Here is a 20,296-nt window from a genome sequence, read left to right on the forward strand (position 1 = left end):
TTTTAAGGTTGGTTAAATATTAAGTCCTCTCCCCTCGGGTTTGGGATTTTAACCCCCAATGATCTTTTCTAAAAGGTCGCTATTTATACTTATCTTTGTCTCCTCTCTTAATCTGTTTACCAAGGAGGTAAGAAGAGCAAGCTGTCGTCTGTTGGTGAGCTCCCGGGCAAGTTGCTCCCTTACCGCTAAGAACTCTTCAGAGGAAGGTTTTTCCTTCTCCTCTATCTTGATCACTACATATCCCTTATCGACAGGAATAGGTCCCCCTATCTCCCCTACATTGAGGGAGAAGGTATTCTTGATAAGGATCGGGGCGTCTCCCAATTCTCCAAATCCCTGATCCCTGGTGGCAGGACCTACTTCCTTCACCTCTTTACCTAAGGGGGTTAAGTCCCCAAATCTCTTCGCTTGTTTCGCGAGCTTCCTCGCCTCGGTCTCGGCGAGTCTCCTCGCCAAGGAGAACCTGAAGTCCTTCTCAACCCTTTCTCTTACCTCACTGAGCCTCGGAATGTAGGAGGGCTTTATATCGAGCACCTTTACAATGGCATATCCATTTCTCAAAGGGATGGGTTCAGAGAGAGCCCCCTTTTTTAGGGAGAAGGCGACCTCTGCTGCGGGGAAGGCTATTCCCATCTGTTCGATGCTTCTATCCTTGCTGAAGAGATCGGTCGTCTCTACCTTTACCCCCGTTAGGTTAAGAGACTTAACCGCCTTGGCAAGATCTCCTTTTTTCTCCTTTGCTACGGTGCATATCTCCTTCGCCAAGTTAGCGAGACGAGCCCTCCTCTTCTCCGCCCTTATTGCCTCCCTAATAGCGCTTCTCACCGCTGGATCATCCACCGATTTATGGGAAGGGCGCTTTATCTCGTTTAACTTGAGGATATGATAACCCGCCTTGGTCTTGATGAGATCGCTCACCTCACCAAGCCTCATGGTGAAAAGTGCCTGGTCGAGCTCAGGAAGGAGCCTTCCTTTTTCGACGAGACCGAGGTCACCGCCTAAGTTCTTCGTCCCCTCATCCTCAGAATACCTCTTGGCAAGCTCAGCAAAATCGCCCCCGGCACGGAGCTTGGCAAGTACCTCCTCAGCTCGTTTTTTCACCTTTTCTTCCTCTGTTGGTGAAGCGCCCTTGGGAAGGCGGAAGAGGATCTGGCTGGCTCTTCTTCTCTCCGGGGTGCGGAAGTTTTCGATGTTCCTTTCATAATAACGCTCTATTTCATCGTCGTTTACTTTGGGTTGGTAGGATAGACTCGCAAGGGTAAGGGTAAGGAAGGAAAGCTTCCTCCTTTCCGGGATACGATACCGCTCTTTATTCTCCTCGAAATAAAGGGCAAGTTGTTTATCCGACACCTTGACTTGGGAGAGGAATTCCTCAGGAGAAACCAGGATGTAGCTGAACTTCACCCTTTCGTTTCTCCTCATAAACTCCCGCCTAACCTCCTCCGGGGTAACCACCACTCCATCAAGGAGGAGGTTCTGAAGCTTGTTCACTAAAATCTCCTTCTTGACCGCTTCCTCAAATTCGGCCACGGTGTAGCCGTAGTGCCGAAGTATCTCCGCATACTGTTTTTCCCCGATAAACCTCCCGTTTACCTTGAAGCCATAATCGTTCAATATCCGGTCGGTAAGTTCCTCTTGGGTGACGAATAGACCGAGTCTTTTCGCCTCGGCAACGAGTAGCTCTTGATTGACCAATCCGTTCAATATCTGGGAGGCGACGATCCTCTTGATCAACTTCCCCTGTTCCCCGGAAAGGGAGCCTCGAATGCGGGAGAGTTGATTCCGATAGAGCCGGATGAATGTTTGATTGTTGATCAGGGTATCCCCTACCTTGGCTACCACATTGGGATTCCCTGAAATGCCCGCTCGCCCCTTTCCCCAGACAAGGAAGATGGTAAGGATGAACGAGGCAACTACACCCCAGAGGATCAACTTCATCAAGAACGACCGACTGTGCTTCCTTACCGTTTTAAGCATTATCCTCGCTCCTTCAAAATTGAATTTCTCTTACAGTTAATTTTAATTAAAATAAGGTGAGGAAAGCAAGTAATTTGTTTTGATGATATGCTTTCTCCAGAAAATGATATTGAAATCGTTTCCCCTTTTTGTTACATTACAAACCAAGGATAGCCGAGATGGAGGAGAAGAAGAGAAAGGTTTATAAAACAGGGGGTGTCTCTATTGACTGGTTCACCGTCTCTTACCGTACCATTATCATCTGGGTGGTGGTGCTCTCGGTGATTCTGGGGGGAGTGGGGTATGTCTTTTATCGTTCCCATATGAGAAACTCTCCCAAGATGCGTGCCCGCAGGGAGATAAGAGCGGCAGCAGAGGCGCTCGGTCAATTGAAGAGGATCAAGGAAGCGGAGAGCTATTTGGGTAAGCCCCAAGAGCTTCTACTCCGAGCCCAGACTGCTTATAAGATTGAGGACTACAAGAATGCTTTTGAGTACGCCAAAAATAGTCGGGAAGAAGCAACAAGCCTCCTCGCCAGATATGGAAGAGAAGGTGGGGGAGGCTTCGCCTATCTCACCTCATTTGAGGGTAGGGTTCAGGTTAAAAGGAAAGGGGAGGTGGCTTGGGAGGAGATTCGAGCTAAGAGGGCGCTTCCCTTGGCTCCCGGGGATATGGTGAAGACAGCAGCCGGTTCCCTGGCTCAGGTGCTCTTTTTCGACGGTACAAGTTATACCATTCAACCGGATTCCTTAGTTGTTATCCAGAAGAGCTACGAGGACCCGGTATCCAAGAGCCGGGAGGTATCAGTTAAGTTGAGCTCGGGTACGGTGGATCTTGCTACTGTTAAAGGAAGTGGCGCTGGTTATTCGAGCATTGTTTCCGATGCAGCGAAGACGGTGGTTACCGGAGAGGCGAAGGCGCGGATGCGGTTCAATCCGGCAAGGAAGGAGGCAGAGGTGGCTGTGTTGAAGGGGGAGGCTGAGGTAGAACACAAGGGGAAGAGACTACTTCTTTCTTCGCTCGAGCGGGTTAAGGTGCTGGTAACCAAGGGGTTTAGCGGGAAGAAGAAGATGCTTCCTCCTCCGATCCTCCTTTCTCCAGTTCATGAGCGCCAATTTTTAGGGAAGGGGGGTGAGATAGGGAAGATAAAGGTCAACTTTAGCTGGCAGGAGGTTCTTGGGGCTAAAGGGTATATCCTCGAGGTATCGCGGACCCCCCTGTTCTCCAAGCCGGTGATAAGGAAGCAGGTGCAGAACAATTGGATAGCCCTCTCAGGTTTTTCCCCGGGACTTTACTATTGGCGGGTGGCAGTGATAGGGGCGAATGGAGAGAGGAGCCCGTTCAGTGATGAGTTGAAGTTCAGGATGAGGAAGGCAGAGGGGAGCTTCTCCAACGAGGATAAGACCCCACCCGTCCTTTCAATTGATGAGCTTATTCCTTTCGGGAATATCTTCCTCGTTACCGGCAAGACGGAGCCAGGGGTACTGCTTACGGTGAACAGTCAGCGAATAGATGTGGATGAGGATGGCGGTTTTAAGGATTTTGTCACCCTGTACAAGGTGGGGAAGAACAAGCTCGTCTTCGTGGCTCAGGACCCAAGCGGGAACAAGACGGTGGTGACCAAAGAGGTATATGTAGAGGTATATTGAGGCTTAAGCTCCCTATTGGTAAATAGAGTAAAGGGGGCTTTTATATCCTTAGAAGGGAGGAAGTCCTTGTTCTCTTTTCTTGCTTCAGAGATAGCGATAGATTTGGGAACTGCTAACACCCTGATCTATGTCAAGGGGGAAGGGGTAGTTCTCTCTGAGCCCTCAGTGGTGGTGGTGAATAAGGAGACAGGCAAACTGGAAGCGGTTGGTGCCGAGGCAAAGGAGATGTTGGGTAGAACCCCGGGACGGATCATTGCCGTTCGTCCTTTAAAGGATGGGGTTATCGCCGATTTTGACCTCACCGAGGAGATGCTTACCTACTTCATCAAGCGGGCATACCGGCGGGGACTTTGGGTTCGCCCTCGGGTGGTTATTGCTATCCCCTCGGGGATAACCCAGGTAGAGAAGAGGGCGGTGCGGGATGCGGCGCTTAAGGCGAAGGCGTCTGAGGTCTATCTGGTGGAGGAACCGATGGCGGCAGCTATTGGCGCCGGACTTCCTGTTGATGAGCCGACCGGTAGTTTGATCGTCGATATCGGAGGCGGTACCACCGAGGTGGCGTCCATCTCCCTCGGTGGTATTGTAAGTTCTACCTCGATCCGAGTAGCCGGCAACGAGATGGATGAGGCGATAATCAACTATATTAAGAAGAAGTACAACCTGCTCATCGGCGAGGTAACTGCCGAGCGGGTAAAGATAGAGTTAGGTTCCGCTTACCCCTTTGAGGAGGAAAGTCGCCTTGAGATAAAGGGGCGAGACCTTCTCGAGGGGATACCGAAGACGGTGACCGTATCGGATGGAGAGATAAGGGCAGCCCTTTCCGAGACGGTCAACGCCATTATTCAAGCGGTGAAACACACCTTAGAGCAGACCCCACCCGAACTCGCTGCCGATTTCGTTGATCGGGGAATAATCCTCTCTGGAGGAGGCTCCTTGCTCAAGAACTTTGACAAGAGGCTAAGGGAGGAGACTGGGCTCCCGGTCTTTTATGCTGAAAAGCCCTTGGAGGCGGTCGTTTTGGGAACGGGGAGGCTTCTTGAAGATCAGGCGCTTCTTAAGAGGATCGCCGTCAACTGAACATCCGGAAGAACTGTTAGATGAAGCTTGAATCGTTGAAAGAAAGGCGGTTTTTTTTGTTCGCTCTTACCCTTCTTTTTCTTCTCTTTGTCATCTCGATATCCAAGGAGGTGGCTGATGGGGGGTGGCTTTTCTCCCGACTACTCCTTCCTCCGATAGGTAGATTAGGAGAAATAACTCATTCCGCTTTAGCCCGATTGGTTGAGGTAAAGGAGAGGTATTTAGAGGGAAGGAGGGTTTACGAGGAGAACCTCCTTCTTAAAGCGAGGGTAAAGGAGCTCGAGGAGAAACTTCTCCTTTTCGACGAGATAAAGGCAGAGAACAGAAGACTAACCTCGTTGTTGGGTCTTAAACAGAAGATTTTAGGAAAGACGGTTACTGCCAGAGTCATCGGAAGGGGAGGAGGTGTGGGGAAGACCTTCATCATCGATCGTGGTATAAGGGACGGGGTCCGGGTTGATATGCCGGTAATCGCCCCTCGTGGGGTGGTAGGGAAGGTGATCAGGGCGAGTTTCAGCGAGGCGGTGGTCCAACTGATCACCGATCCAAATAGTGGGGTAGCTGCCCGGATTAGCGAGGGAAGAGGTATGGGGGTGGTTTTGGGAAGGGGACGAAGGTTGCTCACCTTCGCCTATTTTTCGGGAAGGGAGGAGGAGTTGAAACCGGGAAGGCTGATCCTCACCTCAGGACTTGATGGGATATTCCCTAAGGGACTTCCCCTCGCTCGAGTGGTAAAGGTGAGGAGAAGAAGGGGAAAACTCCTTCCTGAGATCTTTCTTCTTCCGCTCGTTGACCTCGATAGGCTGGAGGAGGTATTGATTATAGTGGAAAGGGAGGGATGATCCGTTCAGTTTTATACCTGGTGGCGATTTTCTTCGTCGCCTTTACAGCTCAAATTGAGCTTCCTATATTTCTCCATCCCGGTTTTGAGCTCCTTAATATCCCTTTAATCGCTCTTTGCCATCTTTCCTTGAGGAAGGGAGCCCTTTCTGGTCTCTTCATTGGACTTTTTGTAGGCTTGACGGCTGATATCTTAGGGAGCGGTTTGGTCGGGGTTTACGCCTTTTCTTACGCCACCGTTGGCTTTTTGGTGGGGGAGCTCGGGTATCGCTTTTTCCTCACCAAGCCTTATTTGGAAGGGCTGGTTGTCGGTGGAGCGGTGATGCTCAACCTCCTTTTGGTGAAATTCCTTTCGCTCATCTTCTCCTTTGATACTCCTCACTTCTTCTCTTATTTCCTCCTCTTCCGGTTCCTTCTCAATGGGCTTTTCGCCCTTTTCCTCCTCTTTGTCCTTGAACTCTATCGGAGGGGAAAGGGATGAGAAGAGATTACGAGCTCCGTTTCCGGCTTATCTTTATCTTGATTCTTCTCCTTTTTGGCTTCTATTTAGCCAATTTTTGGTACCTTCAGTTGATAAAGGGGGGATACTTCCGGGAACTCTCCAAGTACAACTATCTTCATCGGGTGCCGATAAGGGCTCCCCGGGGAGAGATACTCGATAGGGAAGGGAGGGTGCTTGCCGGTAATCGTCCTTCCTATAACATAGCCCTCTTTCGTCATAGCTACCGTCTTCCTCGAGGAAGGGTGCTGAGGCTTGCCCGGGAGCTAAATATCCCCCCATCTTCCCTTTCCAGTCGTCTTGCCCGTTACCGCAAGGTCCCCCTCTTCCTTCCGGTGATCGTCGCGGAGGATGTTTCCTTAAGGAAGCTCGCCTACCTCGAGGCGAGGAGGCATCTTCTTCCTGAGCTCATCGTGGATGTTGAGCCGAAGCGCGATTATCCTTACGGCGAAGCCCTCTCCGCGGTCCTCGGCTATGTAGGTGAGGTATCCGCTTCCCAACTTAAGAGGAAGCTCTTTCCCAAAGCGAAATTTGGGGATTTGGTGGGGCAGGCGGGGGTGGAGCGGTATTATAACCGTTATCTGATGGGGGAGGATGGGGTGTTGGGGCAAAAGGTCGATTCCCGGGGAGCCCTGGTTGAAACCCTGTTTCGGGAAGAACCAAAGCCTGGCTCCACCCTCGTCCTCACCGTGGATGCCGAACTCACCCGTTACATCTACCAGCTATACAACGGGAGAAAGGGGGCAGCGGTGGTTCTTTCCCCAAAGACGGGGGAGATCTTGGCGCTGGTTACCAGTCCCAGTTATGACCCTTCCATTTTCTCCTCTCGTTTCTCTTCCGCCCAGTGGCGGAAGTTGGCGAACGATTCTGCTCACCCATTGCACAACCGTGCGGTTCAGGGGATCTACCCCCCGGGCTCGGTCTTCAAGCTGGTTATCGCCCTTGCCGCCCTTGATGCCGGGGTAGTTACCGAGGGGACAAAGTTTCTCTGCTCCGGGGTGCTATATGTGAATAAACATCCCTTTTACTGTCATAAGCAGGGAGGACACGGCTTTATCGATCTTCATCAAGCTATCGTCCACTCCTGTAATATCTATTTCTATGAACTGGGACTTAAGCTGGGCATAGAGAAGATCGCTCATTATGCCCGGCAGTTCGGCTTCGGGCATAGGGTTGGGATCGACCTTCCCTTTGAATCTACGGGGCTTATCCCCGATCCGGAGTATAAGAGGCGCCTCTTCCACGAACCCTGGTTTCTGGGGGAGACCGTATCGGTCGCCATTGGTCAGGGAGGGGTAACGGTTACCCCTCTTCAACTCGCTGTTTTCACCGCAGCATTGGCTAATGGGGGGAGGATCCTTCGTCCCCATCTCCTTCGCGAAGTCATCTCCTTTGATGGCAGGAGGCGTTCAAGGATTGCCCCAGAGGTGGTAGGGAACCTTGGTGTATCACAAGAGGCGATCGCTGTTGTCTCCCGCGGGATGAGGGGGGTGGTTGAGGAGGCGGGCACCGGTTGGCGGGCGAAGATGCCCGGAGTGGAGATAGCGGGGAAAACGGGTACTGCTCAGGTGGTTGCCTATAAGTCCTGGATGGATAGGAAGAATCTGCCGGAGCCTATGAGGGAACATTCCTGGTTTACCTGCTTTGCTCCCTATGATGACCCTGAAGTGGTAGTTACCGTATTCGTGGAGCATGGAGGGCTTGGTGGGGTAACTGCAGCGCCGATTGCCCGAAAGATCCTCGAGTTCTACTTTAAGGAGATAGCGAAGAAGGAACCCCTCAAGCTTGCCCTTTCGAAGGAGGAGAGATGAGCCGCTTCCAAGTTGTAAAGGGGATTGATCTTCCTTTGATACTTTCCATTATGGCGACGCTCGCGATCGGAGTGGTCCTTATCTATAGCGCTACTGCAGAGAGAGGGATCCCCTACTATCGAGATCAGCTCGTATGGATTGGAATTGGCCTTTCCCTTATGATAATCCTCCTCTTTTTCGATTATCACCTTCTCCTTCTTCTTTCCCCCTATTTTTATCTTTTAGGGGTGATCGCCCTCGCCATACTTCTCCCTTTTGGACGGCGGATATCAGGCGCAAGGAGCTGGATTGCTTTCGGTCCCTTAAGGTTTCAGCCATCTGAGTTTATGAAGATGGTGTTCATCCTCCTTCTTGCCTATATCTACTCCCAGGACGAAGGACGTTATCTCTCTCTTTCCCGCCTTATCAGGGGAGGAGTAGTCCTTCTTGTCCCCTTTGTCCTTATCGCTCTTGAGCCCGATTTGGGTACCGCTCTCACCTATCTCCCCATATTCCTCGGGATGAGTTTTATTGCTGGGCTTAAGCCGAAGGTAGTAGCGGTAATAGCCGGTGTCATCATCATCTCCCTTATATTGGGTTGGTTCTTTGTCCTCAAGGATTATCAGAAGGAGAGGATCATCACCTTCCTTCATCCCGAAGCCTATCCTCGCTCTTCCGGATATCAGATACTCCAGGCGCGGATCGCCGTTGGCTCGGGTGGCCTTCTCGGGAAGGGGCTTCGTGCCGGCTCACAGTCTCAACTCAAATTCGTCCCCTCTCAGCATACCGATTTCATCTTCTCCCTCCTGGGGGAGGAGTTCGGCTTCTTAGGGGTGCTCGGGGTGATGGGGCTTTATCTCGTCATCCTCCTTCGGCTCCTTTCCATTGCCCGCCTTGCCTACGATCCGGCAGGTTCTTTGATCGTATCGGGTGTTTTGTTCCTTTTCTTATTCCATTTTCTGGTCAATGTAGGGATGGTTATTGGTCTGATGCCGGTTACCGGAATCCCCCTACCCTTTCTGAGCTACGGTGGCTCTTCGGTGGTGAGTTCTCTGGCTGGCATTGGCCTCGCTCTAAATGTTAAAATAAGAAGGTTTGCTTATTAGTGGAATTTAGCTTATTGATAACGAATGAAAAGGGGGTATAATTTCCCCTCGATGGAAGAAAGGGTTTTGTTCGAGCTTCTTTCAGAGGTAAGAAAACCCCTTCGCTACGCTGGTGGGGAGTGGAACCAGGCAGCGAAGAAGAGGGCGGAGGTGCGTTTCCTCTTAGCATTCCCTGATGCCTATGAGATCGGTATGTCCCATCTGGGGCTCCGCATCCTCTACCACCTTATAAACGCTCTTCCCTATGCCTGTTGTGAACGGGTTTTTGCCCCTCTTCCCGATATGGAGGAGGCACTTAGAAAGAGAGAGCTCCCCCTTTTTTCTTTAGAGAGCAGGTCTCCTCTTTCCTCCTTCGATATTATCGGTTTTTCCTTGGAATACGAGCTTAATTACACCAATCTACTCCTTATGCTTGATCTTGCCCGCATCCCGCTCTTCTCCTCAGAGCGCTCCCAGGGCGATCCCCTCATCATCGCTGGTGGTCCTTCCCTCTTTAACCCGGAGCCGATCGCCCCTTTCATCGACCTTATGGTGATTGGAGACGGGGAGGAGGTGGTTCTCGAGCTCATCGAGAAGTACCGAGAGCTCAAGAGGGAAGGGGCGAAGAGAAAGGAGATGATCGAAGCGCTGGGGAAGATCGAGGGCATATATGTCCCTTCCTTCTATGAGGTTGTGGAGGATGAAAAAACCGGTTTCCTTATTCCAAAGCCAGCGCGGGCTGGGGTGCCTGAGCGGGTAAGGAAAAGGACGGTATATGAACTTGATCGCTTCCCTTTCCCAACCAGGCTGATCGTTCCCTATGCGGAGATCGTCCATGACCGGGTGGCGATAGAGATCGCTCGGGGCTGCTCCCGGGGGTGTCGTTTTTGTCAGGCGAGCTATATCTACCATCCAGAGAGGGAAAGAAGCTGGCAGAAGGTGAAGGAGGAAGCCATCTCCGCTCTCGTTGAGACCGGGTACGATGAGCTTTCCTTATCCTCCTTGAGTCCCGGGGATTATTCCCAGCTTCATCGTCTTCTTCCCTCACTTATGGCTGAGCTCGAGAAGAAGAGGATATCCCTCTCCCTTTCTTCGATCCGGGCAAGCGCCTTAACCGGCGATGTCGCCTCCTTGATAGAACGGGTTAGGCGAACCGGCTTTACCATCGCTCCGGAGGCGGGTAGTGAACGGCTCCGTCGGGTGATAAACAAGGGGCTTTCCGAAGAGGAGATCCTCGAAGCGGTGCGGGTTGCCTTCTCCCGGGGCTGGCGGATGATAAAAACCTACTTTATGATCGGGCTTCCCACCGAGAGGGATGAGGATGTCGCCGGGATAGTTGAACTCACCCGGAAGATGCTTAAGGCAGGAGGAAGGGGAGAGATCAATGTAAGCGTCTCCTCCTTTATCCCCAAACCACATACCCCGTTTCAGTGGTTGCCGATGGAGGAGGTGAAAAGGCTTAAGGAGAAGCAAGCATTTTTAAGAAAGGAGCTTTCCCCACTTCGTGTTCGTTTCAAATGGCACAATGTACGGATGAGCTTCCTCGAGGGGGTTCTCTCCCGGGGAGATAGGAGATTGGCTGAGGTGATCTTTCGGGCGTATCAACGGGGCGCCCGGTTCGATGGGTGGACGGATAAATTGAATTACGATGCCTGGCTTTCTTCTTTTTCTGAGGTTGGGGTAGATCCTGAGTTTTTCCTTTATCGGAAGATAGGAAGGGAAGGGATGCTCCCCTGGGAGGTGATAGATACCGGCGTCTCTCGCTCTTTCCTCGAGGAGGAGCTCGAGTTCGCCCTTAAAGGGAAGGAGAGCATCCGCTGTCATCCTTCCCGCTGTAAGCGTTGTTCCGTTTGCCCTCCGGAGTTTAGGGATAGACCCTTTTTGAAGGGAAAGAAGCAGGAGAAAGTGATATTGAAGAAGGATGAAACGGGGAAGAATGAAGGAGAAGAGAGCCCTCGCTACTATTATCGGGCGAGCTTTGAGAAGAGGGATCTTCTTCGGTTTCTCTCCCATTTAGAGCTTATGCGGACAATCCTCCGCACCTTTAGGCGAGCGGATATCCCCCTCGCTTTTAGCCAGGGATTTCATCCTCTCCCCTTAATCTCCTTTGGACCCGCCCTCCCGGTGGGGTTTGAGGGATGGGAGGAGTTCCTCGACTTTGTTGCTACCAGCGAGCTTTCCCCGGAGGAGGTCAAGAAGAGGTTGAATGGCTCTTCTCCCCCTGGTATCCGCTTTCTTAAGATAATTCGGCTGTCAAGAAAGCCCGCTTCCCTTTCCTCGATAATCAATTTAGCCCGTTATCTCCTCTATCTCAACGATCCCTTGGTAAGGAGGTTTCTCCCGGAGCTCTCCCTGTCCGATCATCGAGAGCATATCGCTCGTTTTCTGGAAAGGAAGGAGGTTATCCTTTCCCGGGAGAGAAAGGGTAAAAAGCGAGAGATAGACGCTCGTCCCTTGGTGAGACGGGTTGAGGTCGATGAGGAGGGGAGGCTTCTCTTTGAACTCAGGCTCACGGAGAAAGGGAGCCTTCGTCCGGAGGAGCTTCTTTCCCTTATTTACGGAGGTTCTTATCCCTCCCTTCTCGGGGTAAGGGAGCGGTTGTCGATATTGGTTAAAGAGAGAGAACTTTCACCATTCGAGGTAATGTGAGAATGACTAAGGAGATCATAGTCAATTCCTCCCCCTTTATGACCCGGGTGGCTATCCTCGAGGATGGGGAGCTATCCGAGATCCTGGTGGAGGACAAGGAGAAAAAGAGTATTGTGGGTAATATCTACAAAGGGAGGGTAAACCGGGTTCTTCCCGGGATGAGGTCTGCCTTTGTGGATATAGGTCTTGCTAAGGATGCCTTCCTCTATGTCACCGATGTAACCGAAAGCCTCGCCGACTACGATTTCGAAGAGGCAATAGAGGGAGGAAATAAGAGGAAGAGGCGCTCTTCACGCTATCGTTCCCCATCGATAGATGAGCTTTTGAAACCGGGGCAGGAGATCCTGGTACAGGTAGCCAAGGAACCGCTTGGCACCAAGGGGGCGCGAATAACCGCTTATCTCACCCTTGCCGGGAAGTATTTGGTGCTTATGCCAGCGATAGACCATTTAGGGGTCTCGAGGAAGGTAAAGTCGGCTGAGGAGCGGAGCAGATTGCGGAAGCTCCTTTCCCGGATAAAGAAGCGAGGGGTAGGTCTCATTGTGAGGACTGCTGGAGAGGGGAAGGAGCTCTCCGATTTCAAGCCCGATTTCAAATACCTTCTCCACACTTGGGAGGAAATAAAAAAGAGGGCGGATAAGGCAAAACCTCCTGCCCTCCTCTATGAGGAACCGGATGTCTTCCTTAAGGTATTACGGGATATCTTTTCTCCTGAGTTTTCCGCCCTTATCGTGGATACTGAGGAGGATTACCAGCGAGCGGTTGAGTTCCTCGAGCAGTTCCAACCACAGCTTTTACCTAAGGTTAAGCTGTATATCCGGGAGAAGCCGATATTCGAGGAGCTTGGGGTGGAACCACAGATTGAAAAGGCGCTTGAGAACCGGGTGTGGCTTAAATCCGGTGGCTACATCGTGATAAATGAAACCGAGGCATTGGTGGCGATCGATGTAAATACGGGGAAGTATGTAGGGCGAACTGATCTTGAAGATACCGTGTTCCGCACCAACCTCGAGGCGGCACGGGAGGTGGCGCGTCAGCTACGCCTCCGCGACCTTGGGGGGATAATAGTGGTTGATTTCATCGATATGGAGAAGCGAGCGCATCAGCAGGAGCTCCTCCGTCTGCTGGAAGCTGAGCTTTCTCGGGACCGCTCTCAAAGCAGGCTTCTTCCCCTAAAGGAATTTGGATTGGTGGCGATCACCAGAAAAAGGGTTAAGGAGAGTTTGGGGCAGCTTCTTTGCCAACCCTGCCCTCATTGTAAGGGGCTAGGAAGGATCAAGGCGATCAACCTCATCTGTCATCAGATACTGACTGACCTTGCCAAGCTCAAGGGGCGCCTTTCCGGCGATACCATTATCATCCGAGCGCATCCAAGCGTTATCTCCTATTTGAAGGAAAGGAAGGAGAAGGTCCTTTCCCCTATGGAGAAAGAGCTTGAAGCGGTCCTCCTCTTAAAGGAGGATCCCCTCCTTCACGAGGAGCAGTTTGACATTCTTCCCACGAGGAGTGGGGCGAGGTTCATTTGAAGAAAGTCTTAAGGAGAGAGAAAATGGGCAATGATACTACCTGTTTCCCATTGGTTTCTGTTTTTCGGGGTAATCTTGTGGAATCACGCCATTTCGGCATCATAAGTGTCGTTGATTCGAAAGGGAAAGAGCTTTACCGAATGGGCGATTCCTCGCGGGTTGTTTACCTCCGCTCGTCGGCGAAGCCATTTCAGCTCCTCCCCTTAGTTGAGGCGGGGCTTGATAGGAGATTCTCCTTTACCGATAAGGAGCTTGCGATTATGGCTGCCTCTCACAGTGGGCAGGAGTTTCACGTGAAAACAGTGATGGGAATCCTCAAAAAGATTGGGCTCGAGGCGGATTCTCTTCTTTGCGGTACCCATTATCCTTACGATCCGGAGACGAGCGCTCGGATAAAGCGAGGGGAGTTTCCCCTTACTTCATTACATAACTGTTGTTCTGGAAAGCACGCAGGGATGCTCGCTCGAGCGGTGGCAAATGGTTATTCCCTCTCCAACTACATAAAGCCAGAGCATCCGATACAGGTGGAGAACCGACGCACTTTAGCCGAGATCATCGGAGTATCCCCGGATGATATAGAGATAGGGATAGATGGTTGTGGTGTTCCCACCTTTGCTCTTCCCCTTAAGCTCGCTGCCCTCGCCTATGCTCGTCTTGCTGATCCCTCCTTCCTTCCTCAGCCACGGGCTGAGGCGCTTTCCCGGATCGCCCGGGCAATGCAGGAACATCCGGAGATGGTCGGAGGGACCCACGGAAGGCTGGATACCGAGCTTATGAAGGTAGCTTTCCCCAAGGTGGTGGCAAAGGTAGGGGCAGAGGCGTTTTACGGGATCGGGCTTCTTCCCGGTGTTCTTCCCGGTGAGGAGAAAGGGGTCGGTATTGCCTTCAAGATAGAGGACGGAGCCTGGAAGAGAGCAGTCCCACCAGTGGCGGTGGAATTGCTTCATCAACTGGGGGTTCTCTCAGAGGGCGAATTTAAGAAGCTCTCCTCCTTCCATCACCCACCGGTCAAGAACAACCGGGGTGAAGTGGTGGGAGAGGTCCGTCCCTCCTTCGATATCTCCAAGTTTAAGCTTTCTTAGTCCTGTTTAAGAGGGTTAACCCCGCCTCTGCCACCTCGTAAGGAGAGATGGCGGAGATACAGGGGGGTGGTAGAGGGTGGCATTTTCTTTTATAGCAAGGGCTACAGGCTATTTTCTTGTAGAGGGTAATCCCATCACAATAAGGTCCATTCCGTAAGGGATCGGTAGGACCGTAGATCCCCACCGTGGGAACGGAGAGGGCGGCTGCCAAGTGGAGGGGTCCGGTATCGGCGGAAACAACGAGGTTTGCCCGTTTGATGATAGCGGTAAGCTCCCTTATGCCAGTTTCGGGAAGAAGTTCTGCCTCCTCCTTCATCCTTTCCTTCACCTCAAGAGCGAGGGACCGTTCCCCGGGTCCGTAGGAGATGAAAATGGGTATTCCCGTCTCTTTTGCTATAATATCCCCAGCTTTAGCCAGCCCCTCCGGGGGATAACGTTTATTCTCCCAGCCACCAGCCGGGTTTAGGACGATGAACCTTCCCCCAGCCTTTTTCAGGAAGCGCTCCCCCTTTTCTTCCTCTTTTTGGGAAAGAAGGATGGGAAAGGTTACCTCATCTATCTCCTCTATCCCGAGGAGGGAAAGGAGCCCCAAGTGTTTATCCACAATGTGCCGCTCAGTGGTGAGGGAGTTTCTCCTTTTGTGATAGAAAAAACGGGCAAAGGGCTCCCTCAAGTCCCCCTTTTCATAGCCCAAGCGAAGCCTTGCCCCAGAGAGGAGGGCGAACATCGCCGATTTTACCAAGCCCTGGAAGTCGATGGCGATATCGAAGGCAAGCGAAGATAGCCTTTTCTTCAAGGCGAAGAGTTCCTTTATTCCAAAGAGGGGGGAACGGCGCGCCTTCTTGGTATCAACGGCGATTATTCCGGAAAGATATGGATTCCCTTGAAGGATGGGAGAGAACCTTTCCTCTACCAGCCAGAACAGCTCTGCTTCAGGAAACCTTTTTCTGAGTGGAGGAAGGACGGGCAGGGTATGGATGATGTCGCCCAGGGCACTAAGCCTCACGATGAGGATCCTTTTGGGGTTCATTTTCTTACCCGGTCTCTTATTCGGGCGATGAGCTCAGATGTGGAGTGAAGCTTGGGATCGCCAACAATAGCAGTCTTTCCCCCGTAGCTTTTCACTATCTCCCGTTCCGGGACGGTTTCTACCGTATAGTCGGTCCCCTTGGCGTGGACATCGGGCTTGAGCTCGAGAAGAAGGGAGGAGACGGTCAGTTCGTCGAAGATCACGATGTAGTCGATGAAAGGGAAGGCACTGAGTATCTCCGCCCGTTCAGAGGCGGTAAGTATTGGTCGAGGGGGTCCCTTTAGCTTCCTAACGGAATCGTCTGAGTTTAAGGCGACGATGAGGATATCCCCCTCCGCCTTCGCCCCCTTGAGGTAGCGGATGTGTCCGATGTGGATGAGGTCGAAGCAACCATTTGCAAGGACGATCCTCTTCCCTTTCTTCTTGAGCTCGGCTACGATCTCCTTGAGCCTATCCCTTTCCACCAGCTTATCACCGGAGATCCCTCTTGACCGCATCGATCAACTCCTCACGGCTGACGGTGGCTGTTCCTCGCTTCATCACCACGATACCCCCGGCGTAATTGGCGAGTCTTGCTGCCTCGTAGAAGCTCGCCCGGGAAGCCAAGGCTAAGGTAAAGGTGGCGATGACGGTATCACCGGCACCGGTGACATCAGCTATCTCCTCGGTCCCGTAGATCTCTATCTTCGCCGGTTTCTTCCCCCGTTCGAAGAGGATCATCCCCTTGCTTCCCCGAGTGAGCAGCACCGCCTCGGTTCCCGGAAGAAGGTCAAGGAGCTTCTCTCCCGCCTCGAGTGCTCGGTCATCGTCGTTTTCCAGCCTCATCCCAAGCGCCCCCTCTGCCTCGGGCTCGTTCGGGGTGACCGCAGTGGCTCCAGGGTATTGCAAAAGGTTGTAGCGGGAGTCAAGGGTGAGAGGTATCTTTTTCTTTCGAGTTTCCTCTCTTATCAGGGGAAAGAACGATGGGTTGAGGATACCCAAGCCATAGTCGGATATAAGGACCGCATCCGCCTCCTCTATTTTGGTGAGGAGTCGTTCCGCTATCCGATCCCTCAACCCGGAGGAATCGGGAAGTGGTCTCCACTTATCTATCCTCAGTACCTGTTGCTTTGCGGTATGGATGCCACCCGCTAAGATGCGGGTTTTAAGCGGTGTTTGATAGCGAGGCTCAGTTATGATGCCGGTCGTCTCCATCCCCCGTTCCCAAAAAGAAGAGATGATCTTTTCCCCCGCTTCATCCTCTCCCACCACCCCTATGGGTATGGCCTTTCCCTCCAAAGAGGCGATATTCGATGCCGCATTCCCTCCACCCCCGGGGGCGATGCGCGATGCGAGATGGCGGAGGATGAGTACCGGTGCCTCCCGGGAGATACGCTCGGTCATCGTTTCCACGAACTCATCAGCGATCAAGTCTCCTACCACGATCACCCTTTTTTCCGGAAATCGGTTTATTATCCGAAGAAGGCGTTCTCTTAACTTCCTTTTTTCCATTATCATTCCCTTCTCCCCAGAATAAATTCCACCGCTTCTCCTACATCCTCTGCCACGAAGTCAGGGAGGATCCCTTTATCCTCGAGTTTCTTCCTCGATCCCTTTCCGAAGCCGGTGAGGACGAGGACCGTTTTCATCCCCAGCTTCTTTCCCAATTCGATATCCTCCGGTTTGTCTCCCACCACAAACGACGAGCTGATATTGATCCCAAGCTCCTCTTTCGCCTTCAGAATCATCCCCGGCGCTGGTTTTCTACAGGGGCAATTCTCCCGGTAAGGGGGTAGTCCTTCCGGGTGATGGGGGCAGTAATAGATACCATCGAGCACTACCCCGTAGGAAGAAAGGAGTTTTCTCAATCTTTTATGGACCTCCTTCAGTTTCTCCTCGGTGATGTAGCCTCGGGCGATTCCTGATTGGTTGGTTACCACCACGAGGAGAAAACCGGCGTCCTTAAGCTTCTTGAGCGCTTCCCCTGCTTTGGGGATGAGCTTTAGTTTTTCCGGATCGTCGATGAAGCCAACCTCTTCGTTTATCGTTCCGTCTCGATCCAAGAATACCGCTTTATTTTCGCCCATAACTCTCCTTCATCTCAAGTTTTTTCGCCGCTTCGGCAAACACCATCTCCGCAGTAATGAGCTTCATACATCTATGATCTTTAGGGCAATGCCTGAGGAGACAGGGACTGCAGGGGACTGGAACCCGCACTACCTTGTGGATGTCGCCGAAGGGAGAGGTAGTGGCAGGGTCGGTGGGTCCGAATATGGCGACCACGGGTATGGAGAGAGCGGAGGCGAGGTGCATCGGACCGCTGTCATTGGTTATTAGAAGATCGAGAAGTGATAGAGCGCCGATGAGCGTGGAAAGATCGGTCATACCGGAGATATCGGTCGCTTTCCCTTTGATGTTTTTCACTACCTTATGAGCGATCTCCCGCTCCCCTTCTCCGCCGAAGATGATGATCTCCGCCTGGAACTCCCTTATCAGTCTTTCAGCAACAGCAGAAAACCGTTCCGGATACCATCTCTTGGCGGAACCATAGGTAGCACCAGGACTTATCCCCACCAGGGGATGGGAAAAATCGACCCCAGAAGAGGAGAGGAGGGCTTCAGCCTTCTTCCTCCCTTCGTCCGATGGGGCGAGGTGGAACTCTGGAGGTCCTGTCTCCAACCCAAGCGAAGACAAAAGCTCGAGATAATAATAGACTTGATGCTTCCTCTTTATCCCCTCACTTAGGGGGACAGCCCGGGTAAGGAGCCAACTTCTTCCGTCAGTTGCGTAGCCCCAGCGTTCGGGAATGCCAGCGAGGAAGGTGATGAGCGCCGCCTCGAAGGCGTTCTGGAGGAGAATGGCAAGGTCGAACTCCTTTCTCCTCACCCGCTTTATCACTGAGAAGAGCCCCGATATTCCTTTATCCTCTCCCCTTTTATCGAAGATTATTACCTCGTCGACCAATGGGGAGCCCCGGAAGATATCGGCGACCCAGGGGCGAACCAGGATCGATATATGGGCAGAAGGGAAGTTCCTTCTGATGGCGGCGATAGCGGGAAGGGTGATGACGGCGTCCCCTATCCAGTTGGTCCCCCGAATGAGGAGTCTCTTCACCCGCTCTCTATCTATAGGGTTATGAGGCATCCTCTTCCTCCTCCGGTGGTCTCGTCTTCCATCGCCGGTGCATCCAGAGCCAACAATCGGGGTATAGGCGGATATACCTCTCGATTATCTTGGTTGCTCGATGAGTTATATCCAGGATGTCTTTCTGATAATCCCTGCTTTTCTTGTAGGAGAGCTCCTTTTCATAGATGAAGAGGTATTTATCGCCATCGGTGGGGATGGCGAAGGCAGGGATTATCGCTGCTCCGGTTCTCAAGGCGATGGCAGCAAGTGCTGGAGTGGTGCAGGCTTTCTTTCCGAAGAAGTCAACGAACACCCCTTCCTTTCGCTGGACATTCTGATCGATGAGGAGCGCCACACCTTCTCCCCTCTTGAGTGCCCGGACGATCTCTCCCAAGGCGTTTTTCTTGGTTATCACCCGATTGCCAGTGAGCTTTCTCCTCTCGATAAGCATTTGGTCGAGGAGGGGGTTGTCCAGAGGGCGAGCAACCACATTCAAGGGAAGCCCAAGTGCTCCGTGGTGGATGCCCATTAGCTCCCAGTTTCCTAAATGGGCGGTAAAAAGGAGAACCCCCTTTTTCTTGGCGTAAGCCCTCTTTAAGTGGGAGATTCCCTTCACCTCGGCTATCTTGAGGAGATCATCCTTGCTCATCCGGGGGAGGCGGAGTAGTTCAAAGAGGAAGGCGCCGAAGTTGCGAAAGGTGTTTTTTACTATCTCCTCCTTCCTCTTTTTGGGAAGGGAGTCACCGAAAGCGATGGAGAGATTTTTAAGGCAGACCTCCCGGTGTTTCTTATCGAGGAGGTAGACGAGCCAGCCTACCATCCGTCCCAAGGAAAGCGCCCATCTCCGCGGAAGAAGGTAGGCTATCGCGGTGAATAGCTTGGCTAAGATGTTTTCCCGAATCTCCTTCACCTTCTTAACCCCAAACGAGAAAGGAGGAAAAAGAGGAATTCCTCCTCATCGATTATTTCCATCCCTATTTTAAGATAAAAGATGGGGAAATTGGAGGGGGCAGTCTCCGTAAGCTTCACGGCGTCTTTCTCCGTGGTGAGGAGTGCTTTTACCCCTCGTTTCTCCGCTTCGGCGATGAGGGAGGAGATATCGCTTCTTCGATACCAGTGGTGGTCGCGAAAGCGACGATGGGAGATAAGCCTGAGACCGAGCGAGGAAGCGGTTTCCTCGAAAGAGGCGGGGTTCCCGATCCCGGAGAAGGCGATGACGGGAAGTCCTTTTATATCTTGGAGAGGTATCCCCCTTTTCTCCCCGAGGGGGAAAACCCCCTCCACCTTGATCCTTCCCCGGAAGATGGGGGTCTCCTTTCTTTTAAATGGTGCGATCCTCTCTTTCACTGAAGGAAGTTCTCTTTCTTCCCCCCGGGTTATTATGATGCCATCCGCCTTTCTTATCGCCGATACCGGTTCCCTCAAGGCACCTGCCGGGGTAAGCCAGCTGTTTCCAAACGGGTTCCTCCCGTCTATGAGAAGGAGGTCGAGGTCTTTTCTCAGTTTTTTTTGTTGGAAGCCGTCGTCGAGGATTATCACCTCGGGATTGAAGAGCTTCTCGATGAGTTTCCCCCCCTCTCCCCTATCTTGAGAGAGGACTATGGGGATTTTTGGTAGCCTTTGGGCGAGGAGGAACGGTTCATCCCCTGCCATATCTACCGTCAGTCTCAGGTTATCGCCGTCTGTGAGGACGAGGGGCTCCGCCCCTCCCCCCCTTCTCCGGTAGCCTCGAGAGAGGATGGCGCATCTTATCCCATAATCAGAGAGGAGACGGGCGAGATAGATGGTGAAGGGGGTTTTCCCGGTTCCTCCCATAGTGATATTCCCTATGCTTACCACCTTAAGGGGGAGCCTCACCTCTTTAATAAGCCCCTTTTGGTAGATTGTCTCCCTTAGTTTAAGTAAGCCACGGTAGATAAAGGAGAGAGGGATGAGGGGAAGTACCAGAGGATGAAATCTATTTTCTTCCTCAAAGAGAAGTTCCCGAATCAGTGCTTCCTCCCACTTA

17 protein-coding genes are annotated in these 20,296 nt (G+C 52.2%); 9 read left to right on the top strand and 8 right to left on the bottom strand.

The window, feature by feature from the left end:
* Nucleotides 1–48: 48 nt before the first annotated feature.
* The gene (locus J7L64_08795) at nucleotides 49–1,977 is read right to left on the bottom strand and encodes a peptidyl-prolyl cis-trans isomerase (GenBank protein MCD6452440.1); all 1,929 of its coding nucleotides are present in this window, start codon (nucleotides 1,975–1,977) and stop codon (nucleotides 49–51) included.
* Between the two features lie 158 nt (nucleotides 1,978–2,135).
* Between J7L64_08795 and J7L64_08800 the strand changes: the two genes are divergently transcribed.
* The 9 genes from J7L64_08800 to J7L64_08840 all read left to right on the top strand — a co-directional run bounded on the left by J7L64_08800 (nucleotide 2,136) and on the right by J7L64_08840 (nucleotide 14,153).
* Nucleotides 2,136–3,605 carry a FecR domain-containing protein gene (locus tag J7L64_08800; GenBank protein MCD6452441.1) on the top strand — a complete coding sequence of 490 codons (1,470 nt, stop codon included), beginning with the start codon at nucleotides 2,136–2,138 and terminating at the stop codon, nucleotides 3,603–3,605.
* Nucleotides 3,606–3,671: 66 nt separating this feature from the next.
* Nucleotides 3,672–4,682, top strand: coding sequence for a rod shape-determining protein (locus J7L64_08805; protein ID MCD6452442.1), 1,011 nt, complete (start codon nucleotides 3,672–3,674; stop codon nucleotides 4,680–4,682).
* Between the two features lie 20 nt (nucleotides 4,683–4,702).
* Nucleotides 4,703–5,524, top strand: a complete 822-nt coding sequence (mreC, locus tag J7L64_08810) for a rod shape-determining protein MreC (protein MCD6452443.1) — start codon at nucleotides 4,703–4,705, stop codon at nucleotides 5,522–5,524.
* Nucleotides 5,521–6,003, top strand: a complete 483-nt coding sequence (gene mreD / locus J7L64_08815; protein MCD6452444.1) for a rod shape-determining protein MreD — start codon at nucleotides 5,521–5,523, stop codon at nucleotides 6,001–6,003. The genes mreC and mreD overlap by 4 nt, the downstream gene beginning before the upstream one ends.
* Nucleotides 6,000–7,832: a penicillin-binding protein 2 gene (gene mrdA, locus J7L64_08820; protein ID MCD6452445.1), complete on the top strand. Its 1,833-nt coding sequence runs from the start codon at nucleotides 6,000–6,002 to the stop codon at nucleotides 7,830–7,832. Before mreD ends, mrdA begins: the two co-directional genes overlap by 4 nt.
* On the top strand, nucleotides 7,829–8,917 hold the full coding sequence (rodA, locus tag J7L64_08825) for a rod shape-determining protein RodA (protein MCD6452446.1): 1,089 nt from the start codon (nucleotides 7,829–7,831) through the stop codon (nucleotides 8,915–8,917). The genes mrdA and rodA overlap by 4 nt, the downstream gene beginning before the upstream one ends.
* A 51-nt stretch (nucleotides 8,918–8,968) precedes the next feature.
* Entirely contained in the window at nucleotides 8,969–11,545 is a 2,577-nt protein-coding gene (locus J7L64_08830; protein MCD6452447.1) for a TIGR03960 family B12-binding radical SAM protein, read from the top strand.
* 2 nt (nucleotides 11,546–11,547) lie between these two features.
* Nucleotides 11,548–13,071, top strand: coding sequence for an Rne/Rng family ribonuclease (locus J7L64_08835; protein MCD6452448.1), 1,524 nt, complete (start codon nucleotides 11,548–11,550; stop codon nucleotides 13,069–13,071).
* A 23-nt stretch (nucleotides 13,072–13,094) separates the two neighbouring features.
* Nucleotides 13,095–14,153 (top strand): asparaginase, encoded by a 1,059-nt coding sequence (locus J7L64_08840; protein ID MCD6452449.1) that lies wholly within the window; start codon nucleotides 13,095–13,097, stop codon nucleotides 14,151–14,153.
* Here the strand turns inward: J7L64_08840 and waaC are convergent.
* Genes waaC through lpxK form a run of 7 tightly spaced genes read right to left on the bottom strand, consistent with a single transcriptional unit; the run spans nucleotide 14,140 to nucleotide 20,280 of the window.
* Nucleotides 14,140–15,183 (bottom strand): lipopolysaccharide heptosyltransferase I, encoded by a 1,044-nt coding sequence (waaC, locus tag J7L64_08845; GenBank protein ID MCD6452450.1) that lies wholly within the window; start codon nucleotides 15,181–15,183, stop codon nucleotides 14,140–14,142. The two genes, J7L64_08840 and waaC, sit on opposite strands and share 14 nt — an antisense overlap.
* The gene (locus J7L64_08850; GenBank protein MCD6452451.1) at nucleotides 15,180–15,680 is read right to left on the bottom strand and encodes an adenylyltransferase/cytidyltransferase family protein; all 501 of its coding nucleotides are present in this window, start codon (nucleotides 15,678–15,680) and stop codon (nucleotides 15,180–15,182) included. The genes waaC and J7L64_08850 overlap by 4 nt, the downstream gene beginning before the upstream one ends.
* Nucleotides 15,655–16,680, bottom strand: coding sequence for a bifunctional hydroxymethylpyrimidine kinase/phosphomethylpyrimidine kinase (locus J7L64_08855; GenBank protein ID MCD6452452.1), 1,026 nt, complete (start codon nucleotides 16,678–16,680; stop codon nucleotides 15,655–15,657). The genes J7L64_08850 and J7L64_08855 overlap by 26 nt, the downstream gene beginning before the upstream one ends.
* On the bottom strand, nucleotides 16,677–17,249 hold the full coding sequence (gene gmhB, locus J7L64_08860; GenBank protein MCD6452453.1) for a D-glycero-beta-D-manno-heptose 1,7-bisphosphate 7-phosphatase: 573 nt from the start codon (nucleotides 17,247–17,249) through the stop codon (nucleotides 16,677–16,679). The genes J7L64_08855 and gmhB overlap by 4 nt, the downstream gene beginning before the upstream one ends.
* Nucleotides 17,236–18,306, bottom strand: coding sequence for a lipopolysaccharide heptosyltransferase II (gene waaF, locus J7L64_08865; GenBank protein MCD6452454.1), 1,071 nt, complete (start codon nucleotides 18,304–18,306; stop codon nucleotides 17,236–17,238). Before waaF ends, gmhB begins: the two co-directional genes overlap by 14 nt.
* Nucleotides 18,296–19,198: a hypothetical protein gene (locus J7L64_08870; GenBank protein ID MCD6452455.1), complete on the bottom strand. Its 903-nt coding sequence runs from the start codon at nucleotides 19,196–19,198 to the stop codon at nucleotides 18,296–18,298. Before J7L64_08870 ends, waaF begins: the two co-directional genes overlap by 11 nt.
* Nucleotides 19,195–20,280 (bottom strand): tetraacyldisaccharide 4'-kinase, encoded by a 1,086-nt coding sequence (lpxK, locus tag J7L64_08875; protein ID MCD6452456.1) that lies wholly within the window; start codon nucleotides 20,278–20,280, stop codon nucleotides 19,195–19,197. Before lpxK ends, J7L64_08870 begins: the two co-directional genes overlap by 4 nt.
* Nucleotides 20,281–20,296: the final 16 nt, after the last annotated feature.

This window comes from Acidobacteriota bacterium, from assembly GCA_021161905.1.
Classification (GTDB): Bacteria; Acidobacteriota; B3-B38; order Guanabaribacteriales; family JAGGZT01; genus JAGGZT01.